Annotated in this window: 19 protein-coding genes and 1 tRNA gene; 15 read left to right on the top strand and 5 right to left on the bottom strand. The window is 46.4% G+C overall.

Annotated features, from left to right (window positions below; genetic code table 11):
* Positions 1 to 181 precede the first annotated feature (181 nt).
* A complete protein-coding gene (locus C8D98_RS04000) occupies positions 182 to 748 on the top strand; it encodes a hypothetical protein (protein ID WP_132872244.1) in 567 nt (188 codons plus the stop codon).
* Positions 748 to 1,527, top strand: a complete 780-nt coding sequence (locus C8D98_RS04005) for a hypothetical protein (RefSeq protein WP_132872246.1) — start codon at positions 748 to 750, stop codon at positions 1,525 to 1,527. Before C8D98_RS04000 ends, C8D98_RS04005 begins: the two co-directional genes overlap by 1 nt.
* A 76-nt stretch (positions 1,528 to 1,603) precedes the next feature.
* On the opposite strand, the gene C8D98_RS04010 is transcribed toward C8D98_RS04005, so the two are convergent.
* From C8D98_RS04010 to trmB, 4 genes are all read right to left on the bottom strand, one after another.
* A complete protein-coding gene (locus C8D98_RS04010; protein WP_207891237.1) occupies positions 1,604 to 3,412 on the bottom strand; it encodes a methyl-accepting chemotaxis protein in 1,809 nt (602 codons plus the stop codon).
* Between the two features lie 123 nt (positions 3,413 to 3,535).
* Positions 3,536 to 3,793, bottom strand: a complete 258-nt coding sequence (locus C8D98_RS04015; protein WP_132872250.1) for an HP0495 family protein — start codon at positions 3,791 to 3,793, stop codon at positions 3,536 to 3,538.
* Positions 3,786 to 5,030: an NfeD family protein gene (locus C8D98_RS04020; RefSeq protein WP_132872252.1), complete on the bottom strand. Its 1,245-nt coding sequence runs from the start codon at positions 5,028 to 5,030 to the stop codon at positions 3,786 to 3,788. Before C8D98_RS04020 ends, C8D98_RS04015 begins: the two co-directional genes overlap by 8 nt.
* 1 nt (position 5,031) lies before the next feature.
* On the bottom strand, positions 5,032 to 5,721 hold the full coding sequence (trmB, locus tag C8D98_RS04025; RefSeq protein WP_132872254.1) for a tRNA (guanosine(46)-N7)-methyltransferase TrmB: 690 nt from the start codon (positions 5,719 to 5,721) through the stop codon (positions 5,032 to 5,034).
* Between the two features lie 99 nt (positions 5,722 to 5,820).
* Here trmB and rpmB point away from each other — a divergent pair, with 99 nt between their 5' ends.
* From rpmB to C8D98_RS04075, 11 genes are all read left to right on the top strand, one after another.
* The gene (rpmB, locus tag C8D98_RS04030; protein ID WP_132872256.1) at positions 5,821 to 6,009 is read left to right on the top strand and encodes a 50S ribosomal protein L28; all 189 of its coding nucleotides are present in this window, start codon (positions 5,821 to 5,823) and stop codon (positions 6,007 to 6,009) included.
* Positions 6,010 to 6,351: 342 nt separating this feature from the next.
* Positions 6,352 to 6,687: a hypothetical protein gene (locus tag C8D98_RS04035; protein ID WP_132872258.1), complete on the top strand. Its 336-nt coding sequence runs from the start codon at positions 6,352 to 6,354 to the stop codon at positions 6,685 to 6,687.
* Between the two features lie 12 nt (positions 6,688 to 6,699).
* A complete protein-coding gene (locus C8D98_RS04040) occupies positions 6,700 to 7,050 on the top strand; it encodes a DUF805 domain-containing protein (RefSeq protein ID WP_132872260.1) in 351 nt (116 codons plus the stop codon).
* A 39-nt stretch (positions 7,051 to 7,089) separates the two neighbouring features.
* On the top strand, positions 7,090 to 8,919 hold the full coding sequence (locus tag C8D98_RS04045; RefSeq protein ID WP_132872262.1) for a sensor histidine kinase: 1,830 nt from the start codon (positions 7,090 to 7,092) through the stop codon (positions 8,917 to 8,919).
* A complete protein-coding gene (locus C8D98_RS04050) occupies positions 8,900 to 10,189 on the top strand; it encodes a sigma-54-dependent transcriptional regulator (protein ID WP_132872264.1) in 1,290 nt (429 codons plus the stop codon). Before C8D98_RS04045 ends, C8D98_RS04050 begins: the two co-directional genes overlap by 20 nt.
* Before the next feature lie 178 nt (positions 10,190 to 10,367).
* Positions 10,368 to 12,287, top strand: coding sequence for a cytochrome c3 family protein (locus C8D98_RS04055; protein WP_132872266.1), 1,920 nt, complete (start codon positions 10,368 to 10,370; stop codon positions 12,285 to 12,287).
* A gap of 239 nt (positions 12,288 to 12,526) precedes the next feature.
* Positions 12,527 to 12,600 (top strand) — tRNA-Pro (locus C8D98_RS04060).
* 359 nt (positions 12,601 to 12,959) lie between these two features.
* A complete protein-coding gene (locus C8D98_RS04065; RefSeq protein ID WP_132872268.1) occupies positions 12,960 to 13,577 on the top strand; it encodes a hypothetical protein in 618 nt (205 codons plus the stop codon).
* A gap of 101 nt (positions 13,578 to 13,678) precedes the next feature.
* A complete protein-coding gene (locus tag C8D98_RS04070) occupies positions 13,679 to 14,188 on the top strand; it encodes a hypothetical protein (protein WP_132872270.1) in 510 nt (169 codons plus the stop codon).
* Positions 14,181 to 14,339 (top strand): hypothetical protein, encoded by a 159-nt coding sequence (locus C8D98_RS13695; protein WP_165871177.1) that lies wholly within the window; start codon positions 14,181 to 14,183, stop codon positions 14,337 to 14,339. The genes C8D98_RS04070 and C8D98_RS13695 overlap by 8 nt, the downstream gene beginning before the upstream one ends.
* Before the next feature lie 261 nt (positions 14,340 to 14,600).
* A complete protein-coding gene (locus C8D98_RS04075) occupies positions 14,601 to 15,815 on the top strand; it encodes an Lcl C-terminal domain-containing protein (RefSeq protein WP_132872272.1) in 1,215 nt (404 codons plus the stop codon).
* 10 nt (positions 15,816 to 15,825) lie between these two features.
* Here the strand turns inward: C8D98_RS04075 and C8D98_RS04080 are convergent, their stop codons facing one another.
* Positions 15,826 to 16,245, bottom strand: coding sequence for a hypothetical protein (locus C8D98_RS04080; RefSeq protein ID WP_132872274.1), 420 nt, complete (start codon positions 16,243 to 16,245; stop codon positions 15,826 to 15,828).
* A 52-nt stretch (positions 16,246 to 16,297) separates the two neighbouring features.
* Between C8D98_RS04080 and C8D98_RS04085 the strand changes: the two genes are divergently transcribed.
* On the top strand, positions 16,298 to 16,894 hold the full coding sequence (locus tag C8D98_RS04085; RefSeq protein WP_132872276.1) for a hypothetical protein: 597 nt from the start codon (positions 16,298 to 16,300) through the stop codon (positions 16,892 to 16,894).
* Between the two features lie 71 nt (positions 16,895 to 16,965).
* Positions 16,966 to 18,546, top strand: coding sequence for a DUF4139 domain-containing protein (locus C8D98_RS04090; protein ID WP_132872278.1), 1,581 nt, complete (start codon positions 16,966 to 16,968; stop codon positions 18,544 to 18,546).
* The last annotated feature ends 52 nt before the right edge of the window (positions 18,547 to 18,598 follow it).

The raw sequence follows: 18,598 nt of genomic DNA on the forward strand, positions 1-18,598 counted from the left end.
ACAAGGCTAAACATATTTTACTCCTGTCCCTAAATTACCTGTATAAAAGTATAAATCGTTCAGATTACGCCGATTATTAGCGGGAAATTTAAAATTGTTAAAATGCTTTTCTAAAATCACAGTTTGAGTTATATTGCCTTGTACCGATATAACTACATATCGAACAAGCGGGAGTTTATGAATGGAATGGGATATTACTGCAGACCAGATTAACGATGGTGAGCTGACATTCAGCCTTACGGAGTTCACCAATAAGATGTTCAAGATGGTCAGTGCGGAAGTGGCCGAATCGCAGCAGGCGCCAGAGGGCGCAGGAAACGAGCCGGACGCTGTCGAAAATTATTTTGTTCAGTACTATGCATGTTTTTATAACTATATGCTCTGCCTGGCCACCGACAGATCCAGATGGGGCTTTGTCTCACACACAAAACGCCTGACTATCCATCAGGATATCAGGAAGAAGTTTATTGATAAAAAGTATCTTATCCTGCTGGCGGAGGAACAGAAGGAGACAGTGGATATATTCAAAGCCGTGCTGAAAAGATTCGTTTCAGACCTCATAGAGGCCGGAGTCAGCACAAACAGACTGCCGCAGATGATCTATATGCAGCAGCTCAACTCTTTTTCCTCAATCATCCCCAGCATCATGAAAAATGAAAAAGGAAGGAAACTGCTCATCCGTATAGAGTTTCACAACAGCTTTTTCGGAAGTCTGAAGAGTCTTTTTAAACTGCCAATAGGTGGATGATGTCCAAAGAAAAAAACAGCGATATCAGGCTGCTCAAACTGATAAACAAGGTCGGTGATACCAGAAAGATCACGATGGGGTATATGCTCTATCAGTCCGAAGTGATTCGCACGAATACCGAAGTGACATATAACATCACATTTCAGCCCATAGCAAGAACAGGCCCCGAAGGGGAAGCGGAGCAGATGCCCGAGATCTCCGAGGTCAGCAGCGGACTGGAAAACGAGTTTAAAAAGGACAACCGCCTTACGGCAATTGCGGATCTTCTGACCCGCACCATCCGTTTTCCCCATATCAACCGTTTCAAACTCTCCCCCGCATACAGGGGCTACGGTCTGGGAACTTATGCCATGAACGAGCTGGCTTCACAGCTCAAAGGCAGTTTTCCGGATTTCGCAGTGGAATCGGTATATTTCTATTTCGATTCCAAGCGTGAGGATGACGACAGAGGCTCTTTCTTCTCATTTATGGAGAAGTTCGGCTTCACCTTCAGCTTTGACGATGAGAACAACAATAAAGGCCTGCTGAACATGACAAAAGCGGAGGATTTCCGCATAAGCGTCAGAAAGGACAAGTGTGTGGAGATCGAGCTTGCGCCCTTCATCCGCACAATATTCAGAGAGAGGGACGAGTTCAGGCAGGAGCTTGGAAGGATCAAAGCCGAATATAAAAAGAACAACACTTTCATGAACAAATTCGAGAAGGATCAGGCTATAAAATTTCTTACCAACGTTATCATAGCGCTGGTTCTGCTGCTCATCATGTTCTTCTTCATATAGTTTTCCGGCGGTCACAGCACAAAAAAAATCCCCCTCGGCTGAGGGGGATCTCATATAGTCATGCTTTAAGCAATTCTTAATAATCAAGAACCTTTTTGGCGGATTCAATGATGGTTCTGGGGTCAAAACCGATTCTGAATGCACCCCAGTGCTTGCCGTTGACAATGATAGGCATGCTGATGTCGTTCACCACCTCTCCGGTGTCTCTGGAATAGGTCTGAATGAGGAACGTCTGGGTGTTCTTCGCCGCACGGAGACCCGTGTGGTCGTTGAATATGCGTTTGTCTCTGCTGTGGATGGTATCCTGTTCCCTGTTGCCTGTGGGTTTTGCGCTGAACCTTCTGTTGTGGGTGGGCGCATAGCCGTTTGTGTCCACGCAGAGAGCGAAGATTATGCCCGCCTGCTCGGAGAGAGCCTTGTCATAAAGGGGCTGGAACAGTGATTCAACTTTCGAATCGTATTTGGTGTTGTATTTTGCGGGGAAAGAGTTCGGTATCTGTCTGTACTGTTTGTCGAAAACATCAACGTTCTTGGAGGCAAGGTCTGCCAGTATCTCTTCAAATTTTGCCTTGTAGTTTTCAGCAATGCCGAGAATTTTCTCCATCTCGCCCATGCCTATTTTAAACTTGGCAACGTTGTCCTGAATATCTTCTATGTGTGCGTTCAGGGTTATGGTGTTCTTCTGTGATTCCTGCATCATGTGGTCAACAAGATATGCAGCATCCTTGATGGCTGTGATGTTGGAGTGTATTTCGACGTTGTTGTCGGTGAATCCGTCCAGCGATGCGGTGATCTCCTGAATTCCGTGTCCGGTCTGTTCGAAATCGTGCACCATGTTGGAAAAGTTGGAGGATGTCTTGTCCACAACGTGTTTGGTGTCCGTTATGTACTGGTTGATCTTTTCCGTCTGCTCGGATGTGTGGCGGACGTCGCCGATCATCTGGTTTATGTTTGAAGATATCTCTTCTGTGGCAGACTTGACCCTTTCGGCCAGCTTGCGCACCTCGTCGGCAACAACAGCGAATCCCCGTCCGGCCTCTCCGGCTCTGGCGGCTTCTATTGCGGCGTTAAGTGCGAGTAGGTTTGTCTGGTCTGATATGTCTTCTATGAGTGAAACTATGTCTCTGATGGTTTCGGAGTTTTTTGTAAGGTTGCCCACGGTGTTCTGGAACTCGCCAAGCATCCCGCTGATGGCATCCATGTTGCAGGTGAGTGCCTCCATTTCGTTCTTGGAGTTCACCGCCTTGGCGATGTTGTCCTCAGCCGCCATGCTTATGCTGGTGGAGTGTCCTCTGACGGATTCCACAGCCGCAGTTGAGCGGGAGCTGACCTCGAATATCCTTTCGGAAAGCTCTGTCTGGTTGTTCACCTCGACAAAGGTTCTGTTGGTGTTGTGCACCACCTGTGCGGATTCAACTCCGATGCTGATGCTTATCATTCTTATCTTAAGTATCAGTTTACGCAGTTTAAGCATAAAGAGGTTATACCCCTCTGCTAGATCACGCATTTCATCGTATGTGAGCAGTGGCATGTCCGTTGAAAGGTCGTTGCCGCCTGTGCCTATTTCCTTAAAGAGCAGAGCCATCCTTCTGATGGGGTGTACTATAAGAATGTAGAAGAAACCGAGGATGAAAAACAGTGCGAGGATGGTCAGGAACATGGCGGACAGGGCCAGACCGTATCCGTGTGAGCAGACCTCGATTATCTGCTGCTTAAGTGCCGGATCGATGTTAAGGGCAGATACTTTTTCGATAATGTTGTTCTTGTAGGACATGAACGAAATGATTGCAATCACCTGAATGGTTGTGACAAACAGGATGTTTCCGAGCAGCTTCTTGGCAAGAGAATTAAAAACTTCTTTTTCTAGGGCTTTGTATATTTTCATAAACATCACATTGCTCCGTTTGCAATAGGTTATAAAAACCACTGTCTAATTTAGCACATTAGTTAACTTTTGCAACCAGAAAAAGCCTATGTTATAAAAATGTTTTATGAGTGTAAATTGTTGTTATAAATGATATTTAAGCCCTTTGGTCTGCTTTATCTTAGTATATATATGTTGCATTTCATCAAAATCATTTACGGACACCGTAACGGATATAGCCGTGTAAGTTCCTTTTGTGCTTACGTTTTCCGTTATGGCTTCGACAGAGTGCACGCTGAACACTTCTTTTATGTTATTTCTGAAATCGTCAGTGTTGTCCCCCATGGCCTTAAATGTGAATATAGTGGGGAATTCTATCAGTTCTTTCATGGAATTAGTCATTTTTCTCCTCCTCCAGAATAAGTATCATTCCGCTGACCTCTTTGACCTTTGCGGAATCGTTTTTATTAAAACTAATCGGGCTTTTTGCTTTCCAAAGTTCACCATGAATAAAAATATGCCCATGTCCGTCAGCCCAGTCCGATATGGTTCCGACCTTGCCCACCATGCCTTCCGAACCCGTTACGGTCTGCTTTTTATGGTCTTTCATAAGCAGTCTGCCCAGCAGTATCACCAGTGCGGCAATGGTTCCGATTACTCCGAAAATAAGCCAGAATGACACACCTATACCCATGTTGCCCTCTCTTGAAAACATAAGATACATGCCGAATCCCATACACGCAACTGCGGCCAGAGTCAGAAGTCCGAAACTGGGTATGAAAACCTCGGCCACCAGCAGCCCCAGGCCTGCAAGGATGAGCAGCAGAGCAAGGGTGTTCACGGGGATGATGTTTATTCCCGCCATGAACAGCACCAGAGCCACTATGCCTATTCCTGCGAAAACGAAGGTTCCGGGCATCTTGAATTCAAGGAATATAGCCGCAACCCCTATGAACAGCAAGAGGATAAGTATGTTGGGGTCGCTGAGGAAAAATGCCGTCTTCTGCATCGGCGTGGGTTTCAGCGTGGTTATTCCGCCCGCTTCGAATCCCAGTTTTGCGGCGGCCAGTTTGACCACTTCGGGGTTGGTGTTCGCCACTGCGTCTATCAGCCCATTTTCCAGAGCTTCTTTTGCCGTGTAGCTCACGGAATCGGTCACTGTGGCCACTGCGGCCTCGGCATTTCTGCCCCGCTTCTCTGCAATGGATTTTATGAACGCCACAGTGTCGTTCTCTATCTTCTGCGCCATCTCACCCTGAATATCCTTTCCGGATATGTCCACAGGGTGCGCCGCTCCGATGTTCGAGCCTTCCGCCATTGCGGCGTAGTTAGCCGACAGCGTTATAAAAGTTCCCGCCGAACCTGCCCTCGCTCCCTGAGGCGCAACAAAGACTATGACCGGTGTCTTCGTCTCCAGAAACATCTGGACTATCTTTCTGGTGGAATCCAGAAGCCCGCCGGGGGTATCTATACGCACCAGAAGTGCGGCATCCTCATCCGTGGCCTTTTGCAGAGCCTCTTTCAGATAGTTGTGGGTATACCCGCTGATTATGCCCTTCACATCCACAACAAGTATCTCTTTTGCCTGTGCGGAGGCGAAAACTGTCAGCAGAAGCAGGGACAAAAGCAGTTTTTTCATTTTATTTCCCGTCGGTTTTTTTCAGGCGGAAGAAACTTACACCCAGTTCGGGCACGAACTTTCTGTAATATTTAGTAGGCAGATAGTCGTCCAGCCTGTCTATGTATACAGTATTGTACACACTTTTCAAATCTTCAACAGGTTTCAGGTTTTCGGCTATCTCAAGAGCATAGTCTATCTGGTCGGTGGCCATGCACAGAGTGCCGCCGGGCTTGAGTTTTCTTGCCATCAGCTGAATAAACTCGGTTTTCAGCAGTCTGCGTTTCAGGTGTTTTTTCTTGGGCCAGGGGTCGGGGAAGTTCACATAAAAGTTGTCCACACAGCCGTCCTCAAGGATGGAAACTATAAATGTTGCGTCGAAATGCATCAGGCGGATGTTGTTATTCTTTATCTGTCTGGACTTGGTTATCGCACGGTTGAAGATCCGTTTCATAACCTCAAACCCCAGATAGTTCTGGTCGGGGTTCGCCTTGGCATATTCCGAGAGAAACTCGCCGTTGCCTATACCTATCTCAACGTTAAAGGGTCTGTCCGTGTCGAAAAAGTCTTTAGGTGTGAGACGCTCATATGCAGAGTATTCGCCGCCGTGGCTGAACTTCTGTATCTTTTCTATCTGCGGATAGAGTGCTTCGGAATAGAGAAATAAGTCGTTCTGAAAATTTAGCTGGATTTTAATTCGGTCTTCTGTCATTGTGTTCTTCCTTTGTTATAACATATGCAAAAAAGTGCTTGTTTGAATGCGGAAGTTATGCTAGCATTTTAAGCTCTTGAAATCAAGGAGGTAGGTAAGATGGCCAGAAGATGTGAAATCTGCGGTAAAGGCCCCATGTTCGGTCACCAGATCAGCCACGCTCATAATGTATCAAGAAGGGTGTTCTATCCCAATGTACATAAAATCAGAGTTGTTGTGGACGGTGAAGTAGTGCGTAAAACTGTATGCACTAAATGCATGAAAGCGGGCAAAGTTCAGAAAGCGTAAGTTTCTGTATCTGCCTCGTTTAAAGTTCTTTACTTAATGAAATGAAAATAAAAGCCTGCAATCTGCGGGCTTTTTTTCGTGGTCTTTCTCTGCGGTCAGGTGCCTGAAAAATTCGCCGTTTAATTCTTTTAATTTTTTGTTGATTTCTTTGACAAGACTATTTTTGTCTGTTAAAATTACTACTGAATTGATATTATTTGTTTTTTATTTTACGGGGAGAGCTGGATCTGTTGCAGATCTTATCGGTCTGCTGTCTGCTTATTTAGGGCTTTTGCGGATGAATGGTCATAACCCGTTTTTTGAATTTTAGGCAGGATGATCTGTCTGATAGAGGGAGGGATTATGATATCTTTTACTACTGTTGCAGTGTTTGAGTTTGTTCATGTGCTGGCTTTTCTTTTGTTGGGCGATATAGTTTTTTTCGGTGAACCGGGAATCTGGCTTGCCTACAACATCGCCATGGCAATCTACGTCTGTATCCTTATCTTTCTGGTCATAATCAACAGAGGTGATGAGCCTGAGATAAGCCCTGTGCCTTCCATTGCGAGCATGGACAAGGCTCTTTTCGAGTTCAGCAGGGACAACAAGGGGACATATCTCACAATATATGTCGTTCTGTTTGTCAGCATGCTCGGTCTGGGCAAGTTTGTTATCCGTGCCGGCGGGCTTCACCTGTAGGGGAGTTTTGAAATGCAGTGGTATCTGAAAGCATGGAAAAACTGGTCGGATTTTAAAGGCAGAGCAACCCGCACTGAATACTGGATGTTCACCCTGTTCAACTTTGCGGCATACGCAGTTCTGGGATTTCTGGATTTTTTCGCCGGACTCTCTCTTCTTGATGCGCTCTATTCTCTTGCTGTGCTTATTCCCCTTCTGGCGGTGACAGTGCGCAGACTCCACGACACAGACCGTTCCGGCTTCTGGATATTTATCCTGCTGGTTCCTTTCATAGGTCTGATAGTGCTGATAGTTTTTCTGGCGCAGGAAAGCCGCACGGACAACAGATACGGAACAAATCCCAAAAAGACCGCCGAATACTGATCACTTGCGGAAACAATATTTAAATTGTAATATCCGCATATGATAAAACGTCTGGCTCTTTTCATCAGCATTCTTGTTGCTCTCGTTCTGCTCATCACCACGGGCATATACTTCTCACAGTCTAAAAAACTCATAACAGAGGACATGAACGCTCAGGCGGATATCATTCTGCGCCTGAAAAAGAACGGAATCGACGATTTCCTCGTCCGTATGCGCTATGTCATGCTTGCGCTGGCGGAGAACACCGCTTTCAAGGACTATTTCTCCGGCAGAACCGACAGGCAGACGATAGAAAAGCTGTTCAGCGGCTATGCATCCCGTATGCCCGATATTCAGGCCATGAGGCTGATTGACCTGAACGGAAATATTCTGGTGTTTTTCCGTGAGGGAGAACTGGTTTCGGCAAAGCCTGACTACAAACCTATAAATGTCGGCGACAAAGAGTTTTTTCATCGAGTCAGCCAAAATCCCACAAGGGAGCCTGCTTTTTCGGACTTCGAGAGGGGACATCTGCCCGATGCTGTTTCTTTCTGCCCTTCAATGATACGCACAATGCTCCCTGTTTATGAAGGCGAAAGGGTTGCTGGCTACCTGATAGTGAATTTCTGGGGCAGAAGACTGGGCGAGACTGCCAGTCAGCTTGATGCGAAAAGGGGGTATTCGTTCATCGCCGAGGTGAACGAGCGTGCGCCGGAGCGTGACGGCATTTTCCTGTTCCACCCCGACCACAAATACGAGTTTGCAAATCAGTTCGGCACGTCATATTTCTTTGATACTGTCTATGGCGCAAAGGATTTCTCAACTCTAAAAAACAACGAACAGGGCATGATACCCATGAAAGAGGGATTCATGTTCTACTCAACCTACTACCCGTACGGTGACAAAAAGCAGGCATGGAAGATATGCACCGTTCTTTATAAAGACTTCTTTTTCCAGTCGCTGACAGCTCTGCGCCATGAGTTTCTGGCGGTGATGCTCTTCTGCATAATTCTCAGCATACTGACTGCGGCGGTTTTCAGTAGATATTTCATGAAGCCGTTCGCCGATATAAAAAAGGCCGTGACCGCCTACAGCAGAGGCGATTTCGACTATCCGCTTGACGGGAAATACACAGGTGAGATAGACGAAATAGCCAAGAGCATCAGGTCGATGGCGGACAGCCTGAAAGTGTATATCGAGAACATAAAGAACACCCAGATGCGTCTGGAACTGATGAACCGCATATCAGCTCTCGGGGTCATGGCGGGCGGAATTGCCCACGAGCTGAATACGCCGCTTAACTCCATAATAATTCTTACGAAACTGCTGAAACAGGAGACAGGGGAGAGTGAAGACCTGAACACCATCGAGCATGAGGCCAAGCGTTGCGTGGATATCATCGAGAACCTGCGTAAACTCGCCCCCGACAAAGAGGGCGACGGCGAGCCGCAGTCTGTTCGCCTTAAAGAAGTCATTGAAAAAACGCTGAAATATATCAACTCCGATGCAAAAATTGAGACCGATCTTGCGGACGTTTCCGTGTCCGGCTATCCGACCCTTCTTCAGCAGATGATTCTGAATCTTGTGCAGAACGCTCAGGACGCACTGGGCGAGAACGGTGTGATACGGATAACCCTGACCAAGTCCGGAAGCAGTGTTCTGCTGAAGATTGCCGACAACGGATGCGGGATACCGGAGGACGAGATAGACCGTATATTCGACCCGTTCCACACCACAAAAGGCCCCGGAAAAGGAATGGGGCTGGGGCTGTCGCTGGTGCACAAGATCGTGAAGCGTCACGGCGGCCGTATCGAGGTGAACAGCCGTGATGGCGGGGGAACGGAGTTTATAATTTTACTGGAGCCGGCTGATGAAAGCAGTTCTGATTGAAGACGATGCGGTGCTTAACCGCACACTGAAAAGAGTTATAGAGAAGCACTACAATGTAATGGCGTTCACGTCCCCCGTGTCCGCCGTCGAATATATAGCCCAGAGCGGTGCTGACGTTGTCGTGTCCGATATCCGCATGCCGGATATGAGCGGTTTCGACGTTCTGGAACGGTTGAAAACCCTTTCACCCGATACGGCAGTGATACTGATGACAGGGCAGGGGAGCATTGACGAATCTGTGAGGGCGATCAAGTCCGGCGCATTCGACTATATTCCGAAGCCCGTCGAAACTGAGCTGCTGATATATAAACTGGACGTGGTGAACGAGAAACTTGCGCTTAAGGCTCTGGCAGATACTGCCGCAGGCAAGAGCGGAGTGGTGGCGGTTTCGGCAAAGATGGAAGCAATACTGAACACCGCCTCAAGGGTGGCGAAGACTGGTTCGAACGTGCTCATCACGGGCGAAACAGGCACGGGCAAAGAGGTTCTGGCCAGATATATCCACGAGAACAGCGAACGGAGCAGGCGGCCATTCGCCGCTATAAACTGCTGTAACCTCCAGCAGCATCTTTTCGAAAGTGAGCTTTTCGGTCACAAAAAGGGTGCTTTCACAGGGGCGGACAGCGACAGAAAGGGCATAATACAGTCCGCATACGGCGGCTCGCTGTTTCTGGACGAGATAGGCGAAATGCCCCTCGACCTCCAGCCGAAATTCCTCAGATTTCTGGAGACAAAAAGTTTCTATCCGGTTGGCTGTCCCGTTCAGGAGCAGGCGGACGTGCGCATAATCGCCGCAACAAACCGTGACCTGAGCGTGCTTTCGGACAAAGGAGGCTTCCGTCAGGATCTTTTCTACAGGCTGAACGTTATCAATATAGAGCTTCCGCCGCTGAGGGAGCGCAGGGAGGATATTCTTCCGCTGGCGCATCACTTCATGGAAAAATTCAAGCATATCAATACACAGGTGAAAGGAATCCACCAGTCTGCGCTGCTGTGTCTGCAAAGCTACGACTACCCCGGCAACATCAGGGAGCTTTCCAATATAATCGAAAGAGCCATGATCCTTGAACAGGGCGATACTCTGGGCTGTGAGTCTCTGAATCTGGGGTGCCCCGTTGAGGCGGACACCCTGAGTCTGGATTCCGTGATGAAACGGCACATTCTGAAGGTTCTGGACATAGCCGGAGGCAACCGCCAGAAAGCCGCCGAGATTCTGGGCGTGGACGCATCCACAGTCTACCGCAAACTGAAGGAATACGGCATCGGCTGATATAAATTACGGTCATCCTGAGCACCAGCGAAGAATCCCTTCTTCGTCAATTCGCATTCTGCACATCTGATAATTCATATTTTCGCATTTTGCAAAAAGTGTGACGTAAACTGCGGCTTTCATCGCTTGTTTTCGGGCACATATGTTGCATTTAAATCTTCAACTATGGAGGTGTGAAATGCGTTTTGCATTTATCTTTATTTTAGCGGCTCTCTTTGCTGTGCCCACTTTCGCCTTTGATGCGAACTCATCCTGCGTCAAATGCCACGGCGACAAAGAGACACTCACAAAACTCGGCTATCCCCAGATGTATCTCGACCCCGCAGAGGTGGACAAAGAGGTGAACATGGGCGGAGCGGCCTGCGAAGCCTGCCACCTTGGCAACCCCGCATCAATGGACAGGGAAGAGGCGCACAAAGGCATGCCCAGACCTTTTTATGCGGCTGTCGGTCCGAAATATAAATATCAGGCTGTGGGAAGGGAGATTACCAACTTCGAATCCATCCAGCCCAAAGGCAAAGACAGAACAAAACTGCTGAACGCCAAACCCGCAGACCCCAAAAAGGCTGAGGAAATGGGCATAAAGAACCTTGTTCAGCTGAACTATCACGATCACGACCCCAAAACAATGGCATACAGCCCCGAAATCGCAATGAAAACCTGCGGTCAGTGCCACGAAAACGAGGTTAAAGACTACAATAAGGCCGGAATGGGGCTTAACAAGACCCAGAGAGGCTTTAAAACATGGTCAGCCGACAAACCCGGCCCCCAGAACTGCGGCCCTTGGTTCGGCGACAACTATGAAGAGCTGAAAGGCGAATGCGCAAGGGGCGAGGGTTTTACAAAGGCTATGTCCGCAGGACTGGACAGAGGCTGCAACAAATGCCACGCCAGCTGCAACGACTGCCACTATGAAGGCCATAAAGCCTCCAAGGCACGCCACACTTTCACCAAAAAACCTGAAACACTCACCTGCTACGGCGGCGGCAGAGGCACAATATGCCATGCAGGCCCCATGGACAGAAGAAGAGGCGCAGGCTACATGCGTCAGGAATTTGCGTTCCCCGTGAACGAGCTTCATGACGACGTGCATTTTGCGAAAGGTGTTCAGTGTACGGACTGCCACGAGTCAAAGAACCACTCATACGGTCACATCGGCTCGGCAGATGCCAGAAAATCATGCCAGAAATGTCATACAGAGGTTTATGATGCCGCTCAGAAGAGCGAACACGGCAACGTCGACTGCTCGTCATGCCACGTTAAGGCTGTTGGCGCATACCAGTTTACCTTCTGGGGACCCGGTAAATCTGAAGGCATGCCCAACCTCTATACGAAATATAAGGAATACTACGGCACAAGAGACCTGCCCACAATCGTAAAACAGCCCGCAACAGGTCTTTGGATTCCGCTGAAACCCTATCCCATGGGCACAATGAACATCAACAAAAAGCCGAAAAGCGTCGGCAAACTGATGCTTCGTGACATTCAGAAGACTACCGTTAAGGGCAACACCGCAATAGGTCAGCCCGAGAGCTTCGAGGTTGAGAGAAAGGCTGACGAAGTGAACGATATGTACATCATCACAGGGCTTTACGGCGGCTATAAAACCAACGATAAGATGCTTGCATGGATTCAGATGGACAAGATGTCACACTCCATAGGCGAGGCCAGAGACTGCGCAAGCTGCCACTCATCACACGAGCAGAAAGCGACCTCATGGTATACGTTCGACATCCCCGGCGTGGTCAAAAAGCCTTTCAACGGCTCATACACCATGACAGCTGGCAAAAAAGGCATCAGATTTGAGAACATGACGAACACCGAAATACTTACGGCTGAGGGTGTGGATTCCGAGGATTTCGCTCCCTTCCTTAAGAACCCCGAGGCATGGAACGTTAAGGGAATCGACTTTGAAATGAAGTTCGACGACAAGAAATATGCCGCCGGATTCGGTCAGTATCAGAACCTGTATGCGGAACTGCACAACAGGATCAGCTCTGAAAAGGACAAAGTGAAGCTGGAACAGCTTAAGAAGATAAAGGCTGTTCTGCCCCATAACGTGGCCTATGCGGCCGAGATGCTGAAAAACCTGAAATAGGTTACTATTTTTTTGAGGGTCTTCGGAAACGGAGACCCTTTTTTTATCTTTCTTTCTCCTTTATCAAAGGCGGTAGGGTGGATTTACATCCCTCATTTTAAATAATACTTGCAAAATAAACAGGATGGAGTATTCTTTTTTACTCTTCCGCAGATAAATCCGAACTGCGGATTTGGGTTATTGGCGTCATTGCGAAGCCCGCAGGGCTGTGGCAATCTCTCCGATATTCTGTGGTTATACGGGATGTAGCGCAGCTTGGTAGCGCACTGGTTTCGGGTTCCAGGGGTCGGAAGTTCAAATCTTCTCATCCCGATTTGAAAAAAAGGGCATTGGTCTTTAGACCGATGCCCTTTTTTAATAGGGTGATGAGAAGATTTGGCGAACTTGTTTCGCCATCAATCGCACTCACCCCAATCCGCAGGATATATTATCAGCTTATGACCGATGCATTTACAGAATGATAAGATGAGGCCGAAACAAGTTCGCCCCAACTTCTCGTTTTTATTCAGCTTAGTCTTAAAAAACAATAGTTTAGCGGTTGGCTTTCTTAATTTGGCACACTTTTGAGTTTTAGTTGCAAATATAACTAATTTGTATTTTATAAATCATGTATGATTAAATGACTTATGATATATTTAATAATGTCTTTAAATTAGTAAATTAGAGTGTGCTATGTTAAAGGGTTATATTGTTTTTACAGTGATGTTAAGCATTTTATTAATTTCTGAATTGGTGTTAATCAATTCTTATAATTGTGATTCAGAATTTCCATGGATTGCGTTATCGGCTTTTATTGCTTCTTTTGTTCCTCTTTATGGTTCTCTTGCCTATTTTAAGAAAGCAATCAGAGATACTAGTAAAATGAAAAAAGATGCAGAACTATTTAAAGAATTAGTAGAAGTCTTGCCGCCAGAGAAAACAATTTCATTTTTCAAGCATACAGATTTTCATGAGAGTGTTTTGCGTAGTGAGCTTGATGGTTTAAGGCAATTTAGAGCATGCTGGAGCAGTGTTGATAAGGAGTTTTTCGATAAGAAGATAGAGACTGGCAAGAAAAAGATTTACTCAGCAATAGATACATTTATGGCGAAATATTCAACATATACTGCTCCTATAGGGGATGGTGATTTTGCATCTGTATTCCCAGATTCAATACATAATGTCATTCTCTCAGAAACAAGAGTAAATAGCTTGAGAGAGCAAGCCGATGAGTTAAATAGTCTTGCTGATAATCTTGCAAACCAATATGAAGTTTTTGTTAGAGAATCAAGAAATAAGCTGATCATTTGATATTAAGCATCTTTAATATGTGTCCCATGTCCCGGGATATGGGACGCTCTTTACAATCAATAGTTTATGTGATTTAATATTGGAAAAATATTTGGTGATATATGAAAGAAGCAGATATATATGTTCTTTTAAGCTTTCTTGTAAAAAAGAACAGTAATAAAGAGACTATCAGAGACTGGCAGGAGAGAAGCGGGCTAAGCAAAGCTGTGCTTGGCAGAAGTATGAAGTTTCTAAAGACTGCAAAACTTGTTGCTGACGATGAGCCTGTTTATCGCAATATCGAAGAATTTTTGGTTCACGGTTTTCCTTATGTGTTTCCGATAGAAAAGGGCAGAGTTACCAGAGGTTTTATTAGTGGTATAGATGCGACAACGCTCAAAGGAGACTTCGTGGACAATGAATACCCTATTGTCTGGGCGCATCCTGAAGGCAATGTAAAAGGCTTTTCTGTGCCACCGCTCCACAAAGCTATTCCGGAAATGATTGCTCAAAACAGGCTGGAACAGAAGGTTTATGAGATGCTAGCTCTTCTGGATGTTCTGCGTGTCGGACAGCGCAGAGAGATTGAAGCGGCAAAGAAACGCCTGAAAGAGCTTTTGAACGATGAATAATAAACAACTTATGATAGGCATGGCAAAGGCATTAAAGCCGATGCTTGATAGATTTGTGTTTGTTGGCGGCTGTGCAGTGGACTACCTGATAGACGATTCTGCTGTCACATCCACAAGGGTGACGGGCGATGTTGAGAGGATTCAAAAGTGACTATATCGCAGGAAATCTAGTCGGCGAACCAGCCGGAAGATCTGATATAGTCTATCAGCGTATTCTGGATATTTGCCTTTAATATCTTTTCAGAATCATTTCCAGCTATCTTGTGTCTGATTTAAAGGGAGGACGTCATCGAAAATTTCATTATTCTGTTTAACTATCTTTAATTCTGTGGTTTCGTTGATTGTGAAATTTAAATAATTTATTATCAGAGTGAATGCATCGGTGACGCTGGATTCTCCGGAGGTGCGCAAAATGACGGCCGCGGCTGGTAAGATCAACGAATATAAATGTCTGACAATCTTTATGGTTTTTGCTTTATGTTTTGTTTTTATAACCTTTTTTCCTTTGGAGGCAAAGGCGGCGAAAAAGGATGTTGTTGTTTTCGGCACGCTTATGTGGCAGGACAACGATGCCGCAAAGACCGTTAAAAGAGACTGGCGGGGTGCAATCAGATATTGCGAGGAGCTTAACTATAAAGGGTTCAGCGACTGGCGGCTCCCGACAAAGGACGAGTTGGAATCCATTGTTGATAAAGGCAGAAAACCTTCGATTTATAAATCTTTTAAAAATACCTCACGGTCAGGTTACTGGTCATCTTCTCCTTATTATTCGGTAAGTTCATCTCTTGCATGGGTTGTCGGTTTTGAGTCGGGCGGTTCTGAAACCGACTCCAAAACCTCTGAGGGCAGTGTTCGTTGTGTCCGCAGAAGATATGCATCGGATATGTATGTTGAGCTGGAGAGGCTCAATAGTGAAAGTGTTGTGATCGACAGGGAGAACGACCTTGTCTGGCTGGATACAGAATCTGTAACGACAATGCCGTTGAACTGGTACGATGCAAAAAAATATTGTGATAACTTGGGACCAAAATGGTACTGGAGACTCCCTTCGCCCGATGAGTTGGGGTCCATCGTCAACGCCGGAAATCGTCCAACAGTTAAAAAAGAGTTCAAATACGCTCTGCCGGAAGCATACTGGACATCATACATGGACATTGAAAATGCACAGGCAGCCGCAGTTTCATTTTATGACGGAAGAGCATTTATGGGCGATGCATCAAGCGGTGCATATGTAAGGTGTATACGGAGCCTTCACCGGACATTAAGGGATGATAAAAATAATCTTGTTTATAATACTGAAACAAAACTGCTCTGGCAGGACAATTCTGATGTCAGGACTCTGAAACTTGATAATGCCGGGGCAAAAAAATACTGCGGAAACCTTTCGCTGGCAGGGTTAAACGACTGGCGTCTGCCAAGCAGCGATGAGCTGAAAACGATAATCGACAGTAGATTCAATCCGGCGGTGAAGCATGAGTTCGTCAATATTATACCGAAGGAATACTGGACATCAACTTCCGAAAGACAGGGCTTTTTCTTCTTTGTAGACTTTAAGAACGGGCAGGATTTGGTAACCGGTGCGGGCAGTGAGATGAACGTTATTTGTGTGCGGGATCATTCTGAGTAATGAGAATGCTTCAGAGTCCGAAAAGTGTGTTTGGCAAAGCGGAAAGAATAAAATAGAGTTCCGATAAAAAGGCCAGAAAGAAGCCCTTTCCGTAACCGATTCCGATACCCTTATCAGGACTGCATATTTTGTTCGAATAGCTGTAGGTCTTAAGTGAGATGGAGACTATAAGATACGCCGCAGCGGCGGCTTTTAAGTTGAAATCGGATGCAAACATGAAAGTAAGTCCTATGGTGGCGGCGGTGAGAGAAGGAACCAGTGTTGCCCTGAAAGCCATTATGTATTCAGTTTTAAAGCCTGCCAGAGGAATGGTAAGGTAGCGTATGGCAAAAGGAAAGAGCAGAATAAAGAAAACCGCCCACATAATTATGCCGATTATCAGAAAAAGGTAGGCAAGAACCATCAGCTCATCCTTTTTTATATTGAGCATAGCATAAATAAACCCGCTCTGCGGTGAGTTTTGAAATATACCCGAGGTGTTTATGTCTTTGGTCATTCTTCCGCACTATTACCCTGAATATAACACATGGCTTATGAAGCAGGAGGAATTGTTCATTCCTTCTCTGGTCTATTCTCTGGGCGGCAATGCAGATCCGGCAGAGATAGTTAACAGGCTTGCGAAAAAATTCCGCTGTAAGGATGAAACCGCCAGATATGAGTTGGATGAATTTGTAACAGGCTGCATGAGGGGCATGAGCGAGTTTCTGGATTCGGAAAATTATGATGATTATATAGAGAATTGCGTAAAAACAATATCATATATGGTGAGCAGTATCAGCCGCAGAAAGGGCGTCAGGGGACTTTTGCGCTTTGTTGAGGAATCCGCAGAACTTCTTGCTTTTTTGCTGGAAAAATACGGCACACATTTTTCTGATATCCCTTTAACCGGTGACGTTGAAGGAAAAGAGGACATGGACAACTATGAAAAGATGTGCCGTGTTGTGCTGGGGCTGAGCGAAAGGCTTTGTGATGAACTGAAAACAGGAGAGCCTGATATTCAGGAGAATGAAAACAGCGTATACCTGCTGGGCATGAACGTCATGATTCTTGCCCATGCCGCAAAACCGGCCGCAGGGTGACTTTTCACATCGCAAGCGGAGTTTATTATCCATTTATATGGTATAGTCGATTAACTATTTCGGAGGTGCGTATGACCAGAATCATACTGTCGCTTATCTCATTGTTATTTTTTTCGGTCTCCTTTGCCTATGAAACGGACGGAGGGGATATCAGGTCTGTATCGGTTTACCGCACCGGAGCCATTGTTAAACGTGAATTCAGGGCTCAGCTTAAAAAGGGTGAAAACACTGTTATCGTAAAAGGGCTTCCTGCTTCGGTGTATTCAAACACCTTCCGGGCAAATCCGAAAGCCGTCGGGGCAGTACGTGTTACAGATATTGAGACCGAAACGACATATCTGAATAAGACTGCCACAGACAAGCTGGCAGAACTGGAAGGCAGGCTCGATAAGGTTGTACAGCAGATAAGAAAGAACAAGGACGAAAGGGAGGTTCTCGTTGCCTCCAGAATCCTTTTAAAAGAGATATCCCCGTTTTCACGGAACCAGAAGGCCACAATGGCTGAAATCGAGGAATATCTGAAATACACCGAGAAGACACTGGCCGCAAAGAGCGAGCGTATCGCCGCCATAGACGTGACTCTCGCCGCACTTGAAAAGCAGAAAGAGAGTATTTCAAAAGAGATGGAAAAACTCGGCTCAGAAAGCGGAGAGACAAAAAATTTCCGTCTGTCCGTGCTTTCCTCCGCCGAAACAGAGGCCGATTTTGAGATCAGCTATATGGTTTCGGGTGCAGGCTGGTCGCCTCTTTATGAAATCAGAGCCAATTCTGCCGGAAACTCAGCAGAGTTCAGCGCATATGCAAACATAAGACAAAATACGGGCGAAGACTGGAAAAACGTCAGTATTGAGATATCAACAATTTCTCCTGTGTTTGAGACAGCTCCAGTTGTCAAGCCGTGGTACATGGACATCTATAAGGCAGACTATGAGCGTTCGGTATCGTCGTTCATGATGCCGAAGGCCGTCATGGCCGCCCCGATGATGGAGATGGATGCAGCCGCTCCTGAGAGGGAAGTGGTGAGCACCGAAGAGATGTCATCCTTCACCTTTGCAGTTGATAAAAAGGTCAGCATCAACTCCGACGGTCAGCCCCGCCGTGTATTTCTGCAAAGCGAAACCGCATCGGCAGTATTTGCATATTATGCAGTTCCCAAAGCCGTGGAAAAGGTTTTCCTGACGGCGGATGCAAAAAATCCGTTTGCATTTCCCATGTTCGCAGGCAAAATGAACATATACCTTGACGACAGGCTCGTAACCTCAACAGACAGAAGCGGCAGTCTTGCGTCGGATGAGAACATAAGCCTTTCTCTGGGTGCGGATGATTCGGTGACTGTGGAGAGAAAGCTTAAGAACAAAAAAACATCCGGCTCCGGTGTTTTCGGCGGCAACACTCAGATCGCATACGAATATGAAATAATCCTGCGCAATGCGAAGAAACGGGAAATCACTCTGGATGTTAAAGAACCCGCTCCGGTCTCCAGAAACGAAAAACTGAAGATCGAAACTGACTACACCAGAGAATCTTCGGAGATGGGCGAGGACGGAATAATAAAATGGAGCCTCAGGCTGAAACCCGGCGAAAAGAGGATTCTTACTGTTAAGCATAAAGTTGAATATCCGAAGGACTCAAGGGTCACCGGACTGGAATAAGAGTTTTTGCGCCGCTTCCGAGGTTCAGATAAGCTTCGGGAGCGGCTTTCTC

It is taken from the genome of Seleniivibrio woodruffii (genome assembly GCF_004339245.1).
GTDB lineage: Bacteria > Chrysiogenota > Deferribacteres > Deferribacterales > Geovibrionaceae > Seleniivibrio > Seleniivibrio woodruffii.